Here is a 20800-nt window from a genome sequence, read left to right as displayed (position 1 = left end):
ATCTAGCTTCACACGATTCGTTGAAAACGTGGGAACTCAAATGCATAGAGAAATTATTGTTTCAATCTTTGCTTTGACTCCGTGTAAGCAAGATTATCCGTCTAAAAAGGTAAATATTATTATCGCAGCTCAATTAGTAAGCTGCTTCCATCAATAACCGTGGCTATAATAAAGCAATTTTTCTTCAAGAGCCATGAGATGAGCCAGCCTGAACCCAGATTTCTTGCATTGAGTCATTGGTTGCAAGACTGTTTGCAACAACCCGTCGATATTGAACTGATATCAGGTGATGCCAGCTTTAGGCGTTATTACCGAGTGTTAACTGCCAAACACCACTTTATCTTGATGGACTCGCCGCCAACACTGCTACCAATAGAACCGTTTTTGGCCATAGCTAAAGCCTATGCTAAAGCCGGTATTTTTGTACCAGAGGTTGTTGCTTATGATGTGCCGCTTGGCGCAGTGCTCTTAAGTGACCTGGGTGATGAGCAATTGCTTTCTGCATTGACCCTAGATTCAGCGCCGCATTTCTACCAGCAAGCATTGGATTGGTTACCCGCAGTTGCCAAGGTTAAAAGCTGTATTTCAATCTCGGCTGGTGATAAAGAAAGTGTACAGTCTCTACCTTGCTTTGATGCGGATTTTATCGACCGAGAACTCGCTATTTTTCGTGAATGGTTTATTGGGCGTCATTTAGATTTGTCTTTGTCTGAGACAGAGCAGCAAATGGTGGCACAAGTCTTTGCACAAATATCTGATGTGATGCTGCAACAGCCTCAAATAGGAATGCATCGTGATTTTCACAGCCGCAATTTAATGATTGTCGACAAGCGGCTTGCCGTTATCGACTTTCAAGATGCGGTGATTGGTCCGTTGACCTACGATTGTGTGTCTTTGTTGAAAGACTGTTATGTTCGTTGGCCAGACACTTTGGTAGAGCGCATGAGCCAGTATCATTATCAACAGTGTATTCAACATTCTCTTCTTTCGCCTGAAGTAGATTATGCGACTTATGAATATTGGTTTGATGTGACTGGATTGCAGCGACACTTAAAAGTGCTTGGTATATTTTGTCGCTTAAATTATCGCGATAACAAACCTGCTTACATGGCCGATATCCCGCTGACACTATCGTATATTCAGCAAGTCACCCAAAAGTACGCCCAGTTCCATCAGTTTCATCATTGGATGCAGCAGCGCGTTGTTCCTGTTTGGGAGGCGCGTCTATGAGAGCGATGATTTTAGCTGCAGGCCGTGGTGAGCGTTTACGGCCGCTGACGGATACTTGCCCTAAGCCTTTGGTCGCCGTTCAAGGCAAACCTTTAATTGAATATCACCTAGAAAAGCTGGCTGCAGCAGGGTTTGCTGACGTAGTGATTAATCATGCCTGGCTGGGCCATTTAATCCCCGAGCGATTGGGTAATGGGTGCCATTGGGGGCTGCGATTACATTACAGTGCTGAAGCAGCCGCGCTGGAAACGGGAGGGGGTATCAAACAAGCTTTACCTTTACTTGGTGATGAACCATTTCTAGTCATCAACGGGGATATTTTTATTGATCAGTTGCCACAGCTCTCAACCTTGTCTGCTGAAGCTGATGCTCACCTTTTTTTAGTAGATAATCCGGTGCAGCATCCAAACGGTGATTTTGCCATTGAAGATGGTTTTGCATCGGTTGAGGGAAGCAATAAATTAACGTTCTCTGGGATTGGGATATACCGACCAAGTTTATTTCAAGATACACCAGATGGAGCGTTCGGGCTTGCGCCGTTATTAAAACAAAAAATGAAACAAGGTCGGGTGAGTGCGACAAAAATGCCTCACTATTGGTGTGATGTTGGAACGGTTGAGCGATTGGCGCAATTGAGTGAACGACTACAGAACAAATAAAATTAGCTTGCGTGTAGAGAATGGCTGCATGGAAGATTTCAAAAAAAGCTCTAAGGTAATGACATGCGAATTTGGGGAAAGTTTTTTGGTGGTGCCATTGGTTTTATGTTTGGCAAGGTGGTTGGTGCAATCATCGGGATTTGGTTAGGTCATCAATGGGATAAACGTGCAAGCCAGTTTGCAGGCATGATGAAGGATAGTAAAAGCAGACAAGCGCTATTTTTTAATTCAACGTTTGCAGTTATGGGTCATGTTGCCAAAGCATCTGGTCAGGTGACAGAGGTTGATATTAAAATTGCGACGGCCTTGATGGATCAAATGAATTTGACTGGCCAAGCTCGTGTTGATGCCCAGCAGGCATTCAGAGAAGGGCGAGATAGTGACTTTGATCTGGCGGCATGTATTAAAGCGTTTCGCTTGATCAGTATGGGGCGCAAAGAGCTCTTACAAATGTTTCTAGAAATTCAAATCCAAACCGCGCTGTCAGACGGCGAGCTTCACCCCAAGGAACATGCCATATTATTGGTGGTGGCCAAAGGGCTTGGCTTTAGCAAAACACAGCTCGATGACATGCTGAAGCGCTGGCAAGCAGAGTTCAAGTTTCATACGCAAGGTCAAACAGAGCAAGTCTCTATTACGGATGCATACCATCTGCTTGGGATGGCGGCGAGCGCGTCAGATCAAGATATCAAGCGAGCTTATCGCAAGCTAATGAATGAGCATCACCCAGATAAATTGGTTGCTAAAGGGCTACCCGAAGAAATGATGGAGCTTGCGAAGCAAAAAGCGCAAGATATCCAAACTGCCTACGATAGAGTAAAGACCGACCGCGGGATGCGCTAGCATTCAACACACTGCTTAGGGACCGATTGTTTGCCAAATCGACGAATTGAAAAGGAAAAACAATGAAAATTGTTGTACTCGATGGATATACGTTAAACCCTGGTGACCTTGATTGGCAGGGATTAGAAAAGCTTGGTCAACTCTCTGTATATGAAAGAACGTCGGTAGACTTGATTGTGGAGCGTGCGATTGATGCTGATATTGTCTTAACCAATAAAACGCCGCTGGACGCGAAGATACTGAGCCAATTACCAAGCCTGAGATATATCGGTGTACTCGCAACGGGTACCAATGTTGTCGATGTCGCTACAGCAAATGAGCGTGGCGTCGTAGTTACCAATGTTCCTGCTTATGGGCCAGATGCCGTTGCCCAAATGGTATTCGCACATATCTTGCACTATACCCAGAAGGTTGCAGCGCATCATCAAGCGGTGCAAGCGGGGCAGTGGCAAAATGGCGACGACTTTTGTTTCACTCTTGCGCCCTTGCAGTCTTTAAAGGGGAAGGTGTTAGGCTTAGTTGGTTTTGGTGATATAGGTCAACAGGTTGCTTCAATTGCCGTGGCATTTGGTATGACGGTATTGATCCATACTCGCCGTCAAAAAGATCATCTGCCTCGTGGCATAACATGGTGTGATTTAGATACCTTGTTTCAGAGTTCTGATTTTGTCAGCTTGCATTGTCCACTGTCTGAACAAACCTTCCAAATGATTAATCAGCAGCGTCTTTCGCAAATGAAATCTTCTGCGATGCTTGTGAATACGGGGCGTGGTGATTTAGTTGATGAAAGCGCATTGGCCAACGCTTTGCTAAACGGAGATATCGCATTTGCTGGTGTGGATGTTCTGTCGAGCGAACCACCACAGCCAGATAACCCACTCCTCAACGTAAAAAATATGAGTATTACGCCGCATAATGCATGGGCAACTCTTGAGGCTCGGCAAAACTTGCTTAACATTGCGGTTAATAATCTAGAATCATATTTGGCTGGCGCGCAAGAAAACCAAGTGTATTAACGGCTGATCCAGTTCTTAATTCAAGCCATTCAAAATATAAAAAAGGCAGCGTAGGCTGCCCTTTTATTTGAACATCGCTCAGTAATTGCACTGCAGTGTTTTCAACATTTAACTTCATGTTGGCAGTGCTGCGCGATTAATCCAAAATCACTTCGACTTTGTTTGCGACACGTACTGACTTATTGATGGCGCTTTCAACATCCGTATCGCGCGCGAGTGCGACACCTAGTCGACGTCGGCCATGAATGTCTGGTTTACCAAATAAGCGCAACTGCGTATCTGGCTCAGTCAAAGCTTGAGCCATTCCGCGATAACGAATGTTCTCTGATTGTCCATCTGCCAGAATCACAGCAGAAGCGCTTGGGCCATGTTGTTCAATATTGGAAATCGGTAACCCTAAAATGGCTCTCACATGCAATGCAAACTCAGATAAATCTTGGCTAATTAAGGTCACTAATCCTGTGTCATGGGGGCGAGGTGATACTTCAGAGAAATAAACATCTTCACCTTTGATAAAGAGCTCTACACCAAATAGGCCATAACCACCGAGAGCATCTACGACCGCTTTGCCAATATGTTGGGCCTTTGCTAGTACCTTTGCTGACATGGCTTGTGGTTGCCAAGACTCTCTGTAATCGCCATCTTCTTGGCGATGGCCTATGGGATCGCAAAAATGGATACCGCTAACCGCGCTAATGGTTAGCAATGTGATTTCATAATCAAATTGAACAAAACCTTCGACAATTACGCGTCCTTTGCCAGCACGTCCGCCTTCTTGTGCGTATGCCCATGCTTGGCCCATATCTGCTGCTTGGCGAATGACACTTTGACCTTTACCCGATGAACTCATGACCGGCTTAATTACGCAAGGGAATCCAAGTTTATCGACTGCAGTTTTGAATTCAGTTTCAGTATCGCAAAAGTAAAATGGCGACGTTGGCAGGCCAAGCTTTTCAGCGGCTAAACGGCGAATGCCCTCTCGGTCCATGGTCAGCATCGTTGCTTTTGCCGTAGGGACAACGTTGATGCCTTGCGCTTCCAACTCGACGAGTGCTGATGTCGCGATGGCTTCAATTTCCGGAATGATTAAATCGGGTTTTTCTAGTTCAACAACCCACTTTAAAGCCTGCGGATCTAGCATGTTAATGACATGATGACGATGGGCAACTTGCATTGCAGGAGCGTTGGGATAGCGATCGACTCCTATCACTTCGACTCCCATACGTTGTAGTTCGATGGCGACTTCTTTGCCAAGCTCTCCGCAACCAAGCAACATTGCTCGTTTTGCGCCTTCACAGTGTGGGGTGCCTATCATCTTGTTTAACCCTAAATTAATGCTGATTGTTAAGCGTCTATTTTACTCTTTCTCGGGGCGTATTATTTCTTGATATTTGCAAACAGTGTGTTTCATCTTTCAGGTTAAAAGTTAGGGTTTTGTCGCGAATTTGATTATTCTGTGGGCTACATCTTAAATATCAGTTAACATCAAGGTTTATTGCATCATTCAATTAAAAATAAAACAAATATTGCCAATGAGTTAGGGCATACCATCTTGCAAGGAGCGAGCGATGTTTTTAGATTATTTTGCCTTGTTTATTCTACTGTTCGTTGTCGTATTTATGTTTTACGGCATTATTGTAATCCATGATATCCCCTATGAAATTGCCAAAAAACGCAACCATCCACAGCAAGATGCGTTACATGTGGCGGGCTGGGTAAGCTTATTCACATTGCATGCGATTTGGCCGTTTCTTTGGATCTGGGCAACCCTTTATCGTGAAGATCGTGGATGGGGGTTTAAAAACCAGACAGAGTCAGAGCAAAAGACCGCTAAAGAGCTAGAGGAATTAAAATTGCGACTTGTGCAATTGGAAGCCAAATTGGCCGGTCAAGCGAGCCCCCAGGCCTCAGCGGTTACTGAGCCCGTTGAACTGAATAAGGAGGAGAAATAATTATGGACTTACTTCTTATCCTAACTTATACGGCGTTTTGTATCGCAATTTTTAAGATTTTTAAAATCCCTTTAAATAAGTGGAGTGTTCCTACCGCGATACTGGGCGGATTAGTGTTAATTGGCAGTTTATTGTTGCTAATGAATTACAACCACCCGTATTCGAAATTTGGTCGTGAAATCTTTGTGACCATCCCGATTAATCCTGCAGTGAAAGGGTTAGTTTCAGACGTTGAAGTCATTCCGAATACCAAGGTAAAGAAAGGGGACGTTTTATTTAAAATTGAACCTCGGCCTTTTGAAGCGATAGTGAAGCAAAAACAAGCTGCCCTTGCAGAAGCTGAATTGCAAGTCCCGCAGTTGGAGGCAAGCTGGCTCGCTGCAAAAAGTAACGTTGAGCGGGCCACTGCCGATCGAGATCGAACCAAAGCTGCGTTTGACCGTTATGACAAAGGCCGTAAACGCGGCGGGAAAAACTCTCCGTTTACAGCATTAGAGCTCGACAATAAACGTCAGCTGTACTTTGCATCAGAAGCGCAACTGCAATCTGCTGCAGCAGAAGAACTGCGTTTGAAACTCGCTTATGAGTCGAATATTGATGGCGTTAACACTAAAGTGTTGCGGTTACAGGGAGAGTTAGATAAAGCTCTTTATGACCTTGAGCAAACTGTGGTGCGAGCGCCGAGCGATGGTACTGTGACGCAATTAGCCGTTCGCCCTGGGATGATGGCAGTTCCGATCCCGTTGCGACCTTTGCTGAGTTTTATTCCTGATGAAGAGCGCTATTTTGTTGGGGCGTTTTGGCAAAATTCATTGCTGCGCTTAAAGGCTGGTGATGAAGCGGAAGTCTTGGTCAATGCTGTGCCAGGAAGAATTTTCTCAGGCAAAGTCGCACAAGTTTTACCTGCAATGGCTGAAGGCGAATTTCAATCCACAGGCTCGTTACAGACTTCTTCACGCATGTTTGTGACAGGGCGTGCGATTGTTCTGATTGAACTCGATGATCATGAAATACTGCAAGGTTTGCCCGCGGGAGTTTCGGGGCAAGCTGCAATTTATACGGAACATTTCAGTCATGTGGCTGTGATGCGCAAAGTCCTGCTGCGAATGCAGAGTTGGCTGAACTATGTCTTTGGAGAAGGGCATTAACTTTCCTGTCATGATGGTTCAGTTTTTATCAGTCATAAAGTCCGCTTTAGCGGACTTTTTTATGGAGCCTGTTTTGTCTAGTTTGGACTTACGTGAACTACCTAGGTTTAATCGATTCTCGGATTGTTGTATGTTTTATATGGATTTTAAGCGAATGAATAGAGTGGATGCGTGATGCAAGATATAACGGATTTGACTGCAGTTTTAAGATCAAGCACCCCTATTGTGGTGATTGAAACCTATGAAGAATATCGTGTTCTTGATTTACTCAAACGGGTATCACGGACCCTTTATCAACCCATATTTAGCTGGTCGATTACGCAAGGTTTGCAGCGGCTAGACAAGCAATTAGGTGTACAGAAATTTAATACAGATCCTACGGATATTTTGGGGCAAATTAAAGCAACCAATCAGCAGGGGATCTATGTGTTATGTGATTACCATCCGTTTGTTGACAATGCGCCGAAAAACGTTCGTTTATTGAAAGAAATTGCGCTTGAATATGAAGCCCTACAGCACACCTTAGTGCTCGTGAGTCATGAGTTTGAAGTGCCTCCTGAAATCAAACGTTACTGCGCACATTTTCGTTTGTCTTTGCCCGGTGCGGAGCAACTGCAAAACTTGATTTATGAAGAGGTGAATCGTCTAGAGCAGCAAGGCCGTTTGCTTGATGTTGATGATGATGCGGTAACACTACTGGCTAGTAATCTTCGTGGGGTTACCTTTGATGATGCCCGGCGTATTATCCGACGGGCGATAGCGAAAGATGGTGCGATTAGTCATTCAGATATTGATTCCGTTAATCAGGCGAAGTTTAAGTTATTGGATATGAGTGGTGTGCTGCAGTTTGAGTATGACACCAGTGACTTTTCACAGGTCGCTGGTTTACATAACCTCAAGCAATGGTTGCAACATCGCTCGCCTGATCATGCATCTACAAGCAGCCATAAACAGCTCGACGCACCGAAAGGTATTTTATTACTTGGGGTTCAAGGGAGCGGTAAAAGCCTTGCTGCCAAGGCTGTTGCAGGGGTGTGGCAGCGTCCATTGCTTCGCTTGGATATGGCAGCTCTTTATAACAAATATATTGGTGAAACTGAAAAAAATCTGCGGAATGCATTAGAGCTAGCGGATTTAATGTCTCCTTGTGTTCTATGGGTCGACGAAATAGAAAAAGGCTTGTCCAATAGCAATAGTGATGAGGGGACCTCAGGGCGAATTCTAGGCACTCTGTTGACTTGGATGGCAGAACGTAAGTCTCAGGTGTTTTTAGTCGCAACAGCAAACAATATTCAAGCGCTACCACCAGAGCTCATGCGAAAAGGACGTATGGATGAGATCTTTTTTGTGGACTTGCCTGATGACAAAATTCGTCAAGCAATCTTTGTGATTCATTGCAAGCGGCGTGGCGTCGATGTGAATCAATTGGATCTGGCTGAACTATCTTCTAAAAGCCATGGTTTTTCCGGTGCCGAGATTGAACAAGCTGTGATTGCAGCCATTTACACCGCGAGAACTTTTGAAAAGCCGGTTGACCAACAATTGTTGCTGGACGAATTAATTAAAACCAGACCGTTATCTGTGGTGATGGGCGAACGCTTGTCTGCATTGCGCCAGTGGGCTCAGGATCGTACCGTGAATGCTCATCAATAAAAATGGCATCCACTGAATCTTCAGGGATGCCAAAGCATTTTCTTTCGCCGAGGGCTTAGTGGGTTCTCGGTTAGTTAATCGCTATCAGCTCTACATCAAAAACAAGTACAGAGCCCGGTGGAATACTGCCGGCACTGCGGTTGCCATAGCCTAGTTCGCTTGGAATAAAGAAACGTGTTTTCTCACCTACAACCATTAATTGTACGCCTTCGGTCCAGCCTTTAATGACGCGGTTTAACGGGAAGTCAATGGTTTGGCCGCGGTCTATAGAGCTATCGAAGACTGTACCATCTGTTAATGTGCCATGGTAATGAACCGTAACACTATCGGTAGCTTTGGGATGTTCATTACCTGTACCGGCGACTAAGACTTGATATTGCAATCCTGAATCTGTGGTTTGTACCCCTTCTTTTTGTTTGTTCTCGGCAAGGAAAGCTTGGCCTTTGGCGACATTTTCCTGAGCTGCTTTTTGATTATTACTTGAGGTATAAAAATAAAAAATAATAGCGGCGATAATAACCACTGCGATAACCATACGCATGAATGAGTTCTCCTGTATTAATTGCCGCTCATGGTACTGAAGCTGTGGCTACGGGTAAAGTGATCTATTGTTCGCAGGTGAATCCCCATGAAATCGTTTGGTGTTCAGTCTGTATGTGTATGAAGGTTATGCGTGCGCCTATGAAGGATAGGTTAGCCAAAACGCGGCTAAAAATATGGAGACATGACTGAGCCATGTGATATGAAACCAAAATTGGAATCGGGGTTTACTTATTTTATGGCGCACTGCGAATTGCATGATTGCCGCCAGAGGCCAGCCGCCCACGAGAGATAAGATGTGGAGTTGATACTCTGCGATACGAGTATGCTGTCGAATCGCGGCCCATTTGTCATAGAGGTAGGCTAGAGCGACAGTGCCGTTGAATACAATGTATATGTAGCTAACAAATACTGGCAATTTATGTTGCTGGACTAACCAGCTCAATCCACCAAGAAAGCATATTGCAAAAATACAATTTAAATATTTCAATAGGTATGAATTCCTTTGAACTTGTTCGACATCGGGGTCGCGTTCATTTTCATTTAGAGGCATAGTGTAGCGTGTCTTATGATAGCTTGTTGTCTAGATTACCAATTTAGGTTTTCTGAGGTCTTTCTCTGTTTTAGTCACTTGATTGCCGCATTTACTGGCTACACTATAATCATTAAACAAATTTCCTAAACGTTTTCATTTTCAAAGAGGGGGCGAGATTGCTCAATACTATTCGCTTGTTCAGTTTGTGTTTGTTGTTGGCTTTTCCAAGTCACGCAAAGAAATTGACGGTAGCGTTTGGAGATACCCTTGCCCCTTGGGTGATGCCTAGCTCAAATAATGGCATTTTGGTGGATATGGTTAAAGAAGCATTTAAGCCTTTGGGATATGAAGTTGAAAATGTCTACTTACCTTATGCGCGCCGGATCCATGCTTTTAAAACACGTCAAATTGATGTGGTTTGTGATATTAATCTAATTAATATCGAACACTCCGGGTTAATGGGATATTTTTCTGGTGTGCTGTATCACTATGAAAACTACTTCTTTGCATTGTCTAAAAATAAATATCAATTCGATGATATCGCGGCCTTAAAACAGCACAGCCTTTTGTCTTGGCAGGGAGCAAAAGTGGTCTTAGGGGGCGGATATACGGCCATGGCAACAGATAACCCGTATTATAGAGAAACCCATAACCAAGCGCAGCAGGTGAAGATGTTGTTTACTGAACGCGTTGATGTGATCCAGCTGGATAAGAACATTTTTAACTATTATCGTTTAAAAATGATCGAACAATCACTCATCGCCGCTGAGCAAGGGGTCGATGTCTTCCCTTTATTAAATACCAATCCAAACGGCTTTCTCTTTCAAGATGTAAACATTCGCAATCAGTTTGTCAGTCAAATCGAAAAGATGAAACTTGATGGACGGTTTGAGCAGTTATTTGATGCCTACCTTAGTCTAGATAAAAGCGTTCACGCTCCGACGCGTAATTGATTTATTAAGCGGCCTTGCGTATCGCTCTTTGATACTGGTTCTGTTTTGATTGCATGAAAACCACCCACAACCCCGCAATTTTGTGGCTTTTTCAAGCTATGATTTTTGACCCCATGCGAGTGTTCGCCAAAGTTTTTCCATCGGGCCTTGTTTGAATAATTTGAAATATCCCCAAGCAAACAATATCTGAACCGCTGAAAATAATAGAGCAAATAAGATGTAATCAATGCGTTCAAACGCAACAAACGTTTGCGGGAAGCAATACCGGAAAATGAATACTCCGACGATTGACTGACTCAGATATAAAGTGAGTGATAATCGCCCAATTTTTTGTAAAACAGTGCACCGATTGTTGCTCGAGCATAGCTGAACAATGCAATGAAGGTAGATTAAAGCACCAAATAGACCACCGAACATCGTACAAAACTCTGCAAGTAAAAAGAGTTCTTGAATTGAAGATTGTTGCAGCGTCATGTCGATGATAAAAAGCGTGACCGTGGCATATACACAAAGCTTTAACCATTTTAAAGGCAGGCCCTTTTCAAAAATTTTGTGCTTGAACAACCCCATACCTATGAGCATGAGGCCACTGATATACCAAAGCGAACTCAAAGGCAGAGAGACGAGAGTAAACACCGTCATCAAGAGTTGGTCGGCTAGTTGATTGAAATAACCGGATTTGAGCTGCGCTAATTCATCGATGTAAAGTATTGAGTCTTGTGTAAATGGTTCGTAGCCAACCCAAAGTGTGAGAGCGTAAGTTAATAATAATCCGAATGCGACGAACTGGCTGCCTTTGTAAATGAGTGCTTTGCCTTGGAGTTCTCTATAGTGCAGTGCAACATAAGCGCAAACGGCATAGGTCAGTAAAATGTCGCCAGACCATATCAGGGTGCTATGACAAAACCCAATTACAATCAGCCATTTCAGTCGAGAAGAGATGTTTTGATAGGCGGGTTTTCCTTTTTGCTCGAGCTGTTGATATTGAAGGAGTAAGCCTGCGCCAAATAGCATCGAGAAGAGACTAATAAAACGAGTTTCTAAAAATAGACTAGCAAAAATATCTATGCTGATATCTAGTGCGCTGGGTGCAGAAGGGGTTGGATAACCATAGGTTGGGCTATTAAAAAAATAGACATTCAAAAATAGAATGCCAAGGAGTGCGAAGCCACGGATAGCATCTAATTGGTACAACCGAGATGGCGTCTGCACTGTCACTGCTATCCTTGCATTTTTTAATGGTGAAATGATGCCTTATACTGGCAACGACTGCAAAGCCTCGAATGCAAGTCATTCAACAGGTGCCCAATCTACTGCTTACTCGGTTTTTCAGAGATCCACAGTTTGATGTGCCCTTTTACCACTTCGATACCTTGAGTATCGTAAGCGGTCACATTCACATACAAGTCACCGACTTGCCACTGCTCAGGTTCAACGGTCGCGACACAGCGAATATCACTTCCTGCTTTGGCAGTATATTCAACATTCATTCCTTTGGGGATCCAGCGTAAATGCTTAGGGATTGATGCTTCGGCCATCACACCCATAGCCATTTCTAGGCCATTACAGATTGCAATTACATGCACCGTTTTTATGTGGTTATGAACCGCACGTCGCTTTGGAACCATGCACTCGCAACGATTGGGTTCCAAATGAGTGATGAGGGGTTTGACTGTTGCAAAGTAGGGCGCCGTACGAGCAACCATCATCGAAAAAATTTTGTCACCAAAAGGATACTTTTGTGTTTTTTGGTAAAGGGATAACACATGATTGGCTGTCGAGGCGTCCATTGAATGTCCTTTTAGTTTGATGTGGGTCACATTTTTCTGGTCGGATGAGTGTAGCAGCAAACAAATCCTGATGACTAGTGTTCGAGAGGGAACGCTCTGTTTATCTGGAAGTTAAAAGGATTGCCTAATGACTTCATTTCGCATAAAAAAAAACACACAAACCGCAAGCGGTTGATATAATTCGCCGCTTGAAATGACAAAAAGGACGAAAAGTTGAAGTACTTGTTTGTGTATCTTAAAGGATTGGCAATGGGCGCCGCGGATGTTGTACCGGGGGTTTCCGGGGGCACAATCGCTTTTATTACAGGGATCTTGGATACATTGCTCAATAGTGTTCGAAAAATAAATCCAAGTTTAATTGATGTTATCCGCAAGCAGGGCTTGAAAGCTGCGTTTATACACGTCAATGGTACGTTTTTAGGCGTCCTTTTAGCTGGAATTCTGACCAGTATCTTTACCCTCGCTAAGCTTATTTCATGGTTGCTCAGTCATCACCCCATTCCGGTATGGTCGTTCTTTTTTGGACTCATCATTATCTCAGTTATTCATATGCTTAAGCAGGTTCAAGGCATTACGCCTGCTCGTGTCATATTATTTATCGCCGGGATCTTATTTGCTTGGGCAATTACCATTCTCAATCCCATTGCACTACAACCAACTTATCTAAATATTATGATTGCAGGCAGTATTGCGATTTGCGCCATGGTATTACCTGGAATTTCTGGCAGTTTTATCTTATTGCTGATGGGGTTATATACCCCAATTTTGGGCGCCGTAAAAAGCTTAGATGTTGCGATTATTATGTGTTTTGCCTGCGGTGCTTTATTTGGCATTTTAACGTTTAGCCACTTGTTGTCGGCGATGTTGCGGCGCTGGCACGATGCGACCTTAGTTTTTTTGACCGGGTTAATGTTGGGGACTCTCGGCAAAATATGGCCGTGGAAACAAACTCTAACTTGGCGCACAAACTCTCGCGGGGAACAAGTTCCTCTAGTGCAAGAGAACCTCTTGCCTAACCAATTTTTAGAGGTCACTGGTCATGAACCGCAAATTGTTTTTGCTGTTGCCGCCATGTTGGCGGGAATTATGCTGGTGTGGGGATTAGAGAAGTTCGCCGCTGATTAGACTTACTTGCAATACAATGGCTTGTTTTTGAAGGCGTCAATCATTTGATTGACGCTTTTTTGTTTTTTTGCAATTGGCTGTACAAAAAGCTGATCTCCGCACATGCTTAATTCGTATAAGGATTTAAGCCAACTGAAGGAGTATTCAATGGCAGCATTTTCCCCTAAGCAGATCCAAATTGGTATCAGTGGCTGTTTGCTCGGTCAAGAAGTTCGTTTTGACGGTGGGCATAAAGCATCCCATTACTGCCAAAAAGAATTAGTGGATCATTTTCGATTCGTACCGATTTGTCCTGAAATGGCAATCGGTATGGGCGCGCCGCGAAAAAGTGTTCGGCTAGTTCGAGAGGGCGAAGTGATTCATATTCGTAGCGCTGATGGCAGCCTTGACGTTACTGAGCAGTTGAATCGTTATAGTGAAGACAAAGTTTCACAACTTGATTTTTTGGGTGGGTATATTCTGTGTGCGAAGTCGCCTACATGTGGCATGGAGCGCGTGACCGAATACAAGCCAAACTCGAATGATGGAGTGCGTGAAGGCATTGGCGTGTTTGCTCGAGAATTGATGAAGCAATATCCATATTTGCCTGTTGAGGAGTCTGGACGGTTGCACGATATGGTGCTTAGGGAAAACTTTTTTACCCGTGTTTATGCCCATCATGATTGGCATTGCATGCTGGCCGAGGGGCTCACGAAACATAAGTTGATTCAGTTTCACTCCCGTTATAAGTATTTATTGATGGCGCACCATCCACAGTCCTATCGTGAACTGGGTCCCTTGCTTGCAGATATTCAAGATCTTCAGCAAGTCGCAACAAGCTATTTTGCGGGGTTCATGGGGGCGTTGAAAAATAGAGCGACTCGCAAAAACCACACGAGTACGTTGCAGCACATTCAAGGGTATTTCAAAAAGCATTTGAGTAAGCCTCAAAAAGAAGAACTAAGTGAGTCGATCATGAAGTATCGAGAAGGTTTATTGCCTCTCCTTGTGCCGATTACGCTGATTAATCATTACTTGCGAGAATATCCAACCCCATATATCGAAGAGCAAGTGTATTTAAATCCGCATCCTGAAGAACTCAAGCTACGCTACGCCTACTGAGGCGCTTTAGCTGTTTCTGTTCCAGTCTACAGATGATATCTCTCAAAGCGCTTGGTTTAAGGTGAAGTGACAAAATGAATAAACTAATGTGGTTTCGGCAAGACTTACGCCTGATGGACAATCAAGCACTCACAGCCGCAATTGAAGCCGCAAAAATCGGTGATAGCCAAGTACGAGCTTTGTTTATTGCCAGCCCTGAGCAATGGCAACAACACAGTGTTGCGCCGATACAAATAGACTTTATTGAGCGGCACCTTCAATTATTGGCGCAAGAGCTGGTGGAGGTAGGCATTGATTTTGAGCTTATCCATGTCGATCTTTATCAAGATATTACGACAACGCTGACACAATATTGTATTGAAAATAACATTGATGCCGTTTATGCCAGTGAAGATCCTGAGTGGAACGAAATTCAACGAGATCGTGATGTTCAGTCTGCACTAAACTCTATTTCGTGCGATTTATTACTCACAAGCCAACACTGTATTTTGCCTCCCGGTTCAGTAAAGAACCAATCCGGAGCAATGTATAAAGTATTTACGCCATTTCGTCAGCGTTGGTGCCAACATGCACGGCAACGCCAGTGGGGATTAATTGATAAACCAGTGGCAATACCAACGCCCCCCAGTGCATCGCAGAAATCGAGTCTCCAATTACTGGCGCCTAAAACATCGAGTGGGGCTTGGCAAGCGGGAGAGCAAGTGGCTCAGCAGTGCCTGAAAGCCTTTGTGAGCCAACAGGTTGGCCAATACAAAGAGGTCCGAGATTTTCCAGCTGTTGCAGGGACTAGCCAGCTGTCTCCCTATTTAGCCATCGGTGTCTTGAGCCCAAAACAATGCCTAGTAGCGCTTCTGAGCGAGTTTCCTGACGTGCTTGTTGATGAAAGTAGTGACGGCAGAACATGGTTAAACGAACTGATTTGGCGCGATTTTTATCGGCATTTATTGGTTGCGTTTCCTCGATTAAGTAAAGGACAAAACTTTAAGCACAACGCTGACCGTATCATTTGGTCGAATCGACAGCAGGACTTTCAAGCGTGGTGTGAAGGGCGGACGGGTTATCCTATTGTCGATGCTGCCATGCGCCAATTGAATCAAACCGGTTGGATGCATAATCGGCTACGGATGATTGTTGCAAGCTTCCTCTGTAAGCATTTATTAATTGATTGGCGATGGGGAGAGACATATTTCAAAACCAAGCTGATTGACGGTGATTTGGCGGCGAATAATGGAGGCTGGCAATGGTCTGCAGGAACCGGGTGTGATGCCCAGCCCTATTTCAGAGTTTTTAACCCGGTAACGCAAGCGCAAAAATTTGATCCTCAAGGAGACTTCATTCGTAAGTTTGTGCCAGAGCTGGCGCATGTATCAGGTAGAGCTTTGTTTCAGCCTCTGCCTATGGTTCGCAAGGATTTACTAACGGGGGATACTTATCCCGCCGCAATTGTTGAGCACAAACAAGCAAGGGTAAGAGCGATAGATGTACTTAGTGTGATTAAGGCAAATTAAACTGATTATCCAGTAAGGAACCTTCAGATGGCGTCAAATCATTGCACAACCTCCGACTTAGACGCTGTTGATATTTCAATTCGAAAGTCTGATTTATTGCCACAAGAAAATCTTCAAGCGAAACAAGTGTCTGTGACGCAAACTAGTGAGGAGATGACGCAGCAGACCGCGGATACATTGATTGCCCTTTATAAAACGCTGAATCGTCATAACTTGCATTTGCTCGACACAGTTTATGCGAAAGATATTTGTTTCATCGATCCATTACATCAAATTCGTGGCCTAGACGCTTTAATGCGTTACTTCGAGGTGCTGTACCACAACGTGCAAAGTATTGAATTCGTTATTCATGAACGGCTCACTCAACCCCATCAAGTTTGTCTGTTTTGGCAAATGTCCTATAGCCATGCCAAGTTGAATGCGGGTAAACCGATATTGGTTGATGGTTCGAGCCATTTAAAGCTCAATGATGAATACCAAATTTGTTATCACCGAGACTACTTTGATGTTGGCCAAATGCTTTATGAACCGATTCCGGTTTTGGGGCATGTCATCCGAAAAATAAAACGAGGAGTTGGCTAATGGGTATGACGACAAACAGGGATGCTTACAAAACGACTGCAACTTCAATGAAAAGTGTGCTTATTACTGGTGCGAGTAGTGGCATCGGCGCTGCATTAGCCAAATATTATCTCAAACAGGGTTGGCGAGTATTTGCTTGCGGTCGCAATGATGAAGCCTTGGCTGAAATTGATGGGGCTGAGTCAGTGATTTTTGATATCACCAAAGTGCAGCAAATCAAAGAGGCTGCGAGGTATATTCAGCAGGCTTTGGGTGGTCAACCCTTAGATCTTGCCATTCTAAATGCCGGAAACTGTGAATATATTGATAATGCAAATCAGTTTGATGGGGCCTTGTTTGAACGTGTTATCCGCACCAACTTGATCGCGACAGGTTATTGTATTGAGGCGTTTATACCCTTACTTCGAGCTAGTTCAAGGCTTGCTTTGATGGGTTCAAGCGTCGTTTATCTCCCTCTGCCACGAGCTGAGGCCTATGGTGCCTCAAAAGCCGGAGTGCAATATCTTGCCGATAGCTTGCGCCTTGATTTAGCGGCGTCCGATATCGGAGTCAGTCTTATTTGCCCAGGCTTTGTCAAAACTCCCTTAACGGATAAAAATGACTTCGCCATGCCGATGCAAATCTCAGCGACAGAAGCTGCGGAATACATAGCGACAGGGTTAAGTAAGAAGGACAACGAAATTCACTTTCCCCTGCGCTTTACCCTATTGCTGAAGCTGTTATCAAACCTACCGCAATCGTTGATGGTGTGGTTAATGAAGCGTTCCACAGGCAAATCTCAAGGAAGTCTCGTATGAAGAATATTGCGGTCATTGGTTCTGGTGTTTCAGGTCTAACATGTGCACATGTGTTAAGCGAGAAGCATAAAGTCACGGTGTTTGAAGCCAATGACTATATTGGTGGACATACAGCAACGGTCGATGTTGACGTGGCAGGGAAAACATATGCTATTGATACTGGTTTTATCGTTTTCAATGATCGCACTTACCCAAATTTTCAAAAACTGCTTGCGAAGTTAAACGTCCAATCAATACCGACCGAGATGAGCTTTAGTGTGCATCATGCTTTGACTGGGCTTGAATATAATGGTCACACACTCGCTAGTATGTTTGCGCAGCGCAGTAATTTATTTAAGGTAAGTTTCTGGAGCTTTTTAGCCGAGATTGTTCGCTTTAACAAAACTTGTAAAGCCTTATATCAAGAGAATCGTTATCCAGATACCAATTTAGGGCAATTTCTTATTGAGGAAGAGTTTTCTGACTTCTTTTGTCAGCATTACATTTTACCGATGGGGGCAGCGATATGGTCATCGAGTATTGATGATATGAGAGCTTTCTCTATCCAATTTTTTGTTCGTTTTTTTGAGCATCATGGCTTGTTGAATATCACCGATAGGCCGCAGTGGTATGTATTGAAGGGGGGCTCTAGAAGTTACATTCCAGATTTAATACGTCCTTTTGCAAATAATATCCGTCTTTCTACACCAGTTGAAGGTGTCCGTAGAACGCCTGAAGGCGTATTGCTTCAGATCGACAAAGAGTGGCATGCCTTTGATGAAGTCATCTTTGCATGTCATAGCGATCAAGCTTTGGGGATGTTGAAAGATGCCACAGAGAATGAAAAAAAAATCTTGCGCGATTTACAATACAAAGCCAATGAAGTGGTGTTGCATACAGACAAAAGTTTGCTGCCAAAAAGAGAGGCCGCATGGGCGAGTTGGAATTATAGGCTTGATGGTGATGTAAAACGCCCTGCTTCAGTGACCTACAATATGAATATCCTGCAACAGCTCCCTCAAGGTGCACCGACATTTTGCGTGACACTCAATCAAAGCGAGTTGATTGATGAGAGTAAGATCCTGCGTAAATTTGTTTATGACCATCCCGTATTCAATGAAGCAAGTTTAGCCGCACAAAAGCAGTGGCACGTAATCAGTGGCATTCAGCATACTCATTTTGCAGGTGCGTACTGGTTTAATGGATTCCATGAAGATGGGGTAAAAAGTGGACTTGCTGTTTGTAAGCACTTCGGTTTGTCGCTATGAATCCAAAAACATCATCGCCATTGATACCGACAGCGCCAGAAGCCCTGAATAGTGGCATCTATCAAGGGGTGATCAGTCATCGACGTTTTACCCCAGCAACCCATCAATTTGATTACCAAATGATGATGATGGCTATTGACTTAGATGAAGCTGAAGAGCTCTCTCATTTCAGTCGGCTGTTTAGTTGTTTTCACTGGGCTCCGTTTAGATTCTCGCCACTAGACTATTTGAATCAAGAGCATCGTGAACTCTGCAAAATCAACGACCTGTCGGCTGTTCAGCTGCTCAAGTCAAGAGTCCTTGAAAAAGCGGCAAAACTCGGCGGCGAAGTCGCTTGTGATCGAGTCATGTTCGTGGGGCAAGTTCGCCACTTCGGCTTGTATTTTAGCCCCGTAAATTTCTTTTTTTGTTTTGATGGGGACAAACCCATCTACATGCTCGCAGAAGTGAGCAATACTCCTTGGAACCAGCGTCATTACTACCTTGTGGACATGAACGCTCCCCAGCCCACGGATAAAAACTTCCATGTTTCTCCATTTATGGATTTGGATATGCGTTATATATGGCACGTAAAAGCGCCAGGCAAACGCTTCAACCTCGCGATAGAAAACGTTCGTGAAAAAAAGTTGTTTCAAGCCCAGATCAAATTTGATCGAAATGAGTTTACGGCGCGTAATTTAAGACAACTGTTGCTTAGCTTTCCTTTAATGACTTTAAAAATTGTATTCGGCATTTACTGGCAAGCGTTAAAGCTGTTTCTTAAAAGGGTTCCTTTTGTTGGGCATCCGAGTTCGCTGGAGAAATCACATGGAAAACGTCGTCAATCCAACAGAAGTTAGGGAAGGAAGCTGGTTAGAAAACGGATGCAAAAGCATACTATTAAAAGTTCTCCCTCATCTCAAAGTTGGTTTTGTAGAGCTGTTTGACGGGAAAGACTGTTATCGATTTGGGAATGCGAACAGTAACTTAAAGGCGCAAATTCGGGTGAAAACCCCACGATTCTATAGAGACATGCTTTTGGGGGGCTCGATTGGTGCGGGTGAATCATATATTCAAGGGTGCTGGGACAGTGATAACGTGACTCAAGTGATCCAAGTGTTTGCTTTGAACTTGCCACTGATCGATAAGATTGAGAAAAAATTCGCTTGGTTAAGCCGAATCGCTTTTCGGATTGAACATTTAAGTCACCGTAACTCTAAAACTGGTTCTAAAAAGAATATTCTCGCCCATTATGATTTGGGGAATGAAATGTATCAATCATTCCTAGATCCCGAAATGCTTTATTCCAGTGCGATTTATCCTGATGCCTCAACTAGCCTTGAAGCTGGACAACAAGCAAAATTACAAAGAATTTGTGAAAAACTTGCACTCAAACCCGGGATGACTTTACTCGAGATTGGTACCGGTTGGGGTGCACTAGCAATTTATGCCGCGAAAAACTTTGGTGTTCATGTCACCACAACGACGATTTCAGATGCGCAACATGAATATGCAATGAAGCGGATTGAAGAAGAAGGATTACAAAACCAAGTCACTCTGTTGGATTGGGATTATCGTCTGCTGGAAGGACAGTACGATCGGGTGGTTTCCATCGAAATGATTGAAGCTGTGGGTCATGAATATTTAAAAGGATTTTTTGCCAAATTAGATCAACTGCTTAAACCCAATGGCAAGATGCTCATACAAGCAATAACCATTGCTGATCAACGTTATGATAGCTACAGGAAAAGTACTGACTTTATTCAAAAATATATTTTCCCCGGTGGATGTTTACCCTGTATTTCGGTAATGAGTAAGCATATTGCCGAGCAAACCAGCATGATGATTGAGTCCATCGATGATATTGGCCTGGATTACGCCCGAACTCTGAATGATTGGCATCATAATTTTGACCAGGCGAAAGCGCAGATTCTGCAACAAGGATACGGTGAAGATTTTATTCGTATGTGGAAGTTCTATTTTAGCTATTGTGAAGGCGGCTTTTTAGCAAGAACGACGAGCACTATCCATCTTGTCGCAAGTAAAGATCAATGTCGCTTCAGTGAATCTCATTAATCGCGTTGAATGTTGCGTAATCCTCGCTTGTCGCGTCCGGTACTGAGTGCAAACTCCTTGCCGTGT

The 20800-nt window shown here is 43.9% G+C and carries 21 protein-coding genes; 16 read left to right on the top strand and 5 right to left on the bottom strand.

Annotated elements, in window-relative coordinates; all coding sequences use genetic code 11:
* The first annotated feature begins 198 nt into the window (after positions 1–198).
* The 4 genes from IEY18_RS02055 to IEY18_RS02040 all read left to right on the top strand — a co-directional run bounded on the left by IEY18_RS02055 (position 199) and on the right by IEY18_RS02040 (position 3748).
* Positions 199–1230, top strand: a complete 1032-nt coding sequence (locus IEY18_RS02055) for an aminoglycoside phosphotransferase family protein (protein ID WP_188917291.1) — start codon at positions 199–201, stop codon at positions 1228–1230.
* Positions 1227–1889 (top strand): N-acetylmuramate alpha-1-phosphate uridylyltransferase MurU, encoded by a 663-nt coding sequence (gene murU, locus IEY18_RS02050; protein ID WP_188917289.1) that lies wholly within the window; start codon positions 1227–1229, stop codon positions 1887–1889. Before IEY18_RS02055 ends, murU begins: the two co-directional genes overlap by 4 nt.
* Positions 1890–1952: 63 nt before the next feature.
* Positions 1953–2732 carry a co-chaperone DjlA gene (djlA, locus tag IEY18_RS02045; protein ID WP_188917287.1) on the top strand — a complete coding sequence of 260 codons (780 nt, stop codon included), beginning with the start codon at positions 1953–1955 and terminating at the stop codon, positions 2730–2732.
* A gap of 62 nt (positions 2733–2794) precedes the next feature.
* On the top strand, positions 2795–3748 hold the full coding sequence (locus tag IEY18_RS02040) for a D-2-hydroxyacid dehydrogenase (RefSeq protein WP_188917285.1): 954 nt from the start codon (positions 2795–2797) through the stop codon (positions 3746–3748).
* A gap of 136 nt (positions 3749–3884) precedes the next feature.
* Here IEY18_RS02040 and purT read toward each other — a convergent pair whose 3' ends face one another.
* The gene (gene purT, locus IEY18_RS02035; protein ID WP_188917283.1) at positions 3885–5063 is read right to left on the bottom strand and encodes a formate-dependent phosphoribosylglycinamide formyltransferase; all 1179 of its coding nucleotides are present in this window, start codon (positions 5061–5063) and stop codon (positions 3885–3887) included.
* A gap of 253 nt (positions 5064–5316) precedes the next feature.
* On the opposite strand from purT, the gene IEY18_RS02030 reads away from it, so the two are divergent.
* From IEY18_RS02030 to IEY18_RS02020, 3 genes are all read left to right on the top strand, one after another.
* Positions 5317–5700: a DUF3302 domain-containing protein gene (locus IEY18_RS02030; RefSeq protein ID WP_188917281.1), complete on the top strand. Its 384-nt coding sequence runs from the start codon at positions 5317–5319 to the stop codon at positions 5698–5700.
* A 2-nt stretch (positions 5701–5702) separates the two neighbouring features.
* The gene (locus IEY18_RS02025) at positions 5703–6848 is read left to right on the top strand and encodes an HlyD family secretion protein (RefSeq protein WP_188917279.1); all 1146 of its coding nucleotides are present in this window, start codon (positions 5703–5705) and stop codon (positions 6846–6848) included.
* 174 nt (positions 6849–7022) lie between these two features.
* Positions 7023–8501: an AAA family ATPase gene (locus IEY18_RS02020; RefSeq protein ID WP_188917277.1), complete on the top strand. Its 1479-nt coding sequence runs from the start codon at positions 7023–7025 to the stop codon at positions 8499–8501.
* A 70-nt stretch (positions 8502–8571) separates the two neighbouring features.
* Here IEY18_RS02020 and bamJ read toward each other — a convergent pair whose 3' ends face one another.
* On the bottom strand, positions 8572–9042 hold the full coding sequence (gene bamJ / locus IEY18_RS02015) for a BamJ family beta-barrel-assembly machinery protein (RefSeq protein ID WP_188917275.1): 471 nt from the start codon (positions 9040–9042) through the stop codon (positions 8572–8574).
* Positions 9043–9180: 138 nt separating this feature from the next.
* Positions 9181–9594, bottom strand: coding sequence for a DUF1294 domain-containing protein (locus tag IEY18_RS17495; protein WP_373290697.1), 414 nt, complete (start codon positions 9592–9594; stop codon positions 9181–9183).
* Between the two features lie 158 nt (positions 9595–9752).
* Here IEY18_RS17495 and IEY18_RS02005 point away from each other — a divergent pair, with 158 nt between their 5' ends.
* On the top strand, positions 9753–10529 hold the full coding sequence (locus IEY18_RS02005) for a substrate-binding periplasmic protein (RefSeq protein WP_188917271.1): 777 nt from the start codon (positions 9753–9755) through the stop codon (positions 10527–10529).
* 96 nt (positions 10530–10625) lie between these two features.
* Here the strand turns inward: IEY18_RS02005 and IEY18_RS02000 are convergent, their stop codons facing one another.
* On the bottom strand, positions 10626–11747 hold the full coding sequence (locus IEY18_RS02000; RefSeq protein ID WP_188917269.1) for a DUF418 domain-containing protein: 1122 nt from the start codon (positions 11745–11747) through the stop codon (positions 10626–10628).
* A gap of 92 nt (positions 11748–11839) precedes the next feature.
* Positions 11840–12319: a hotdog fold domain-containing protein gene (locus tag IEY18_RS01995; RefSeq protein ID WP_188917267.1), complete on the bottom strand. Its 480-nt coding sequence runs from the start codon at positions 12317–12319 to the stop codon at positions 11840–11842.
* A 213-nt stretch (positions 12320–12532) separates the two neighbouring features.
* Between IEY18_RS01995 and IEY18_RS01990 the strand changes: the two genes are divergently transcribed.
* The 8 genes from IEY18_RS01990 to IEY18_RS01955 all read left to right on the top strand — a co-directional run bounded on the left by IEY18_RS01990 (position 12533) and on the right by IEY18_RS01955 (position 20734).
* Entirely contained in the window at positions 12533–13444 is a 912-nt protein-coding gene (locus IEY18_RS01990; protein ID WP_188917265.1) for a polyprenyl-phosphate transporter, read from the top strand.
* A gap of 147 nt (positions 13445–13591) precedes the next feature.
* Positions 13592–14545 carry a YbgA family protein gene (locus IEY18_RS01985; protein WP_188917263.1) on the top strand — a complete coding sequence of 318 codons (954 nt, stop codon included), beginning with the start codon at positions 13592–13594 and terminating at the stop codon, positions 14543–14545.
* 74 nt (positions 14546–14619) lie between these two features.
* Complete coding sequence (phrB, locus tag IEY18_RS01980) at positions 14620–16053, top strand: deoxyribodipyrimidine photo-lyase (protein WP_229779696.1); 1434 nt, start codon at positions 14620–14622, stop codon at positions 16051–16053.
* Positions 16054–16080: 27 nt separating this feature from the next.
* Positions 16081–16635, top strand: a complete 555-nt coding sequence (locus IEY18_RS01975; RefSeq protein WP_229779695.1) for a nuclear transport factor 2 family protein — start codon at positions 16081–16083, stop codon at positions 16633–16635.
* The gene (locus IEY18_RS01970; RefSeq protein ID WP_229779694.1) at positions 16635–17432 is read left to right on the top strand and encodes an SDR family NAD(P)-dependent oxidoreductase; all 798 of its coding nucleotides are present in this window, start codon (positions 16635–16637) and stop codon (positions 17430–17432) included. The genes IEY18_RS01975 and IEY18_RS01970 overlap by 1 nt, the downstream gene beginning before the upstream one ends.
* Positions 17429–18679, top strand: coding sequence for an NAD(P)/FAD-dependent oxidoreductase (locus IEY18_RS01965; protein ID WP_188917261.1), 1251 nt, complete (start codon positions 17429–17431; stop codon positions 18677–18679). Before IEY18_RS01970 ends, IEY18_RS01965 begins: the two co-directional genes overlap by 4 nt.
* Entirely contained in the window at positions 18676–19518 is an 843-nt protein-coding gene (locus IEY18_RS01960) for a DUF1365 domain-containing protein (RefSeq protein ID WP_188917259.1), read from the top strand. Before IEY18_RS01965 ends, IEY18_RS01960 begins: the two co-directional genes overlap by 4 nt.
* Positions 19487–20734: an SAM-dependent methyltransferase gene (locus IEY18_RS01955; RefSeq protein WP_188917257.1), complete on the top strand. Its 1248-nt coding sequence runs from the start codon at positions 19487–19489 to the stop codon at positions 20732–20734. The genes IEY18_RS01960 and IEY18_RS01955 overlap by 32 nt, the downstream gene beginning before the upstream one ends.
* Positions 20735–20800 lie beyond the last annotated feature (66 nt).

The organism is Shewanella gelidii (genome assembly GCF_014647855.1).
Lineage (GTDB): Bacteria > Pseudomonadota > Gammaproteobacteria > Enterobacterales > Shewanellaceae > Shewanella > Shewanella gelidii.
The sequence above is the reverse complement of the archived record's forward strand: the minus strand, read 5'-3'. Positions and strand labels throughout refer to the sequence as shown.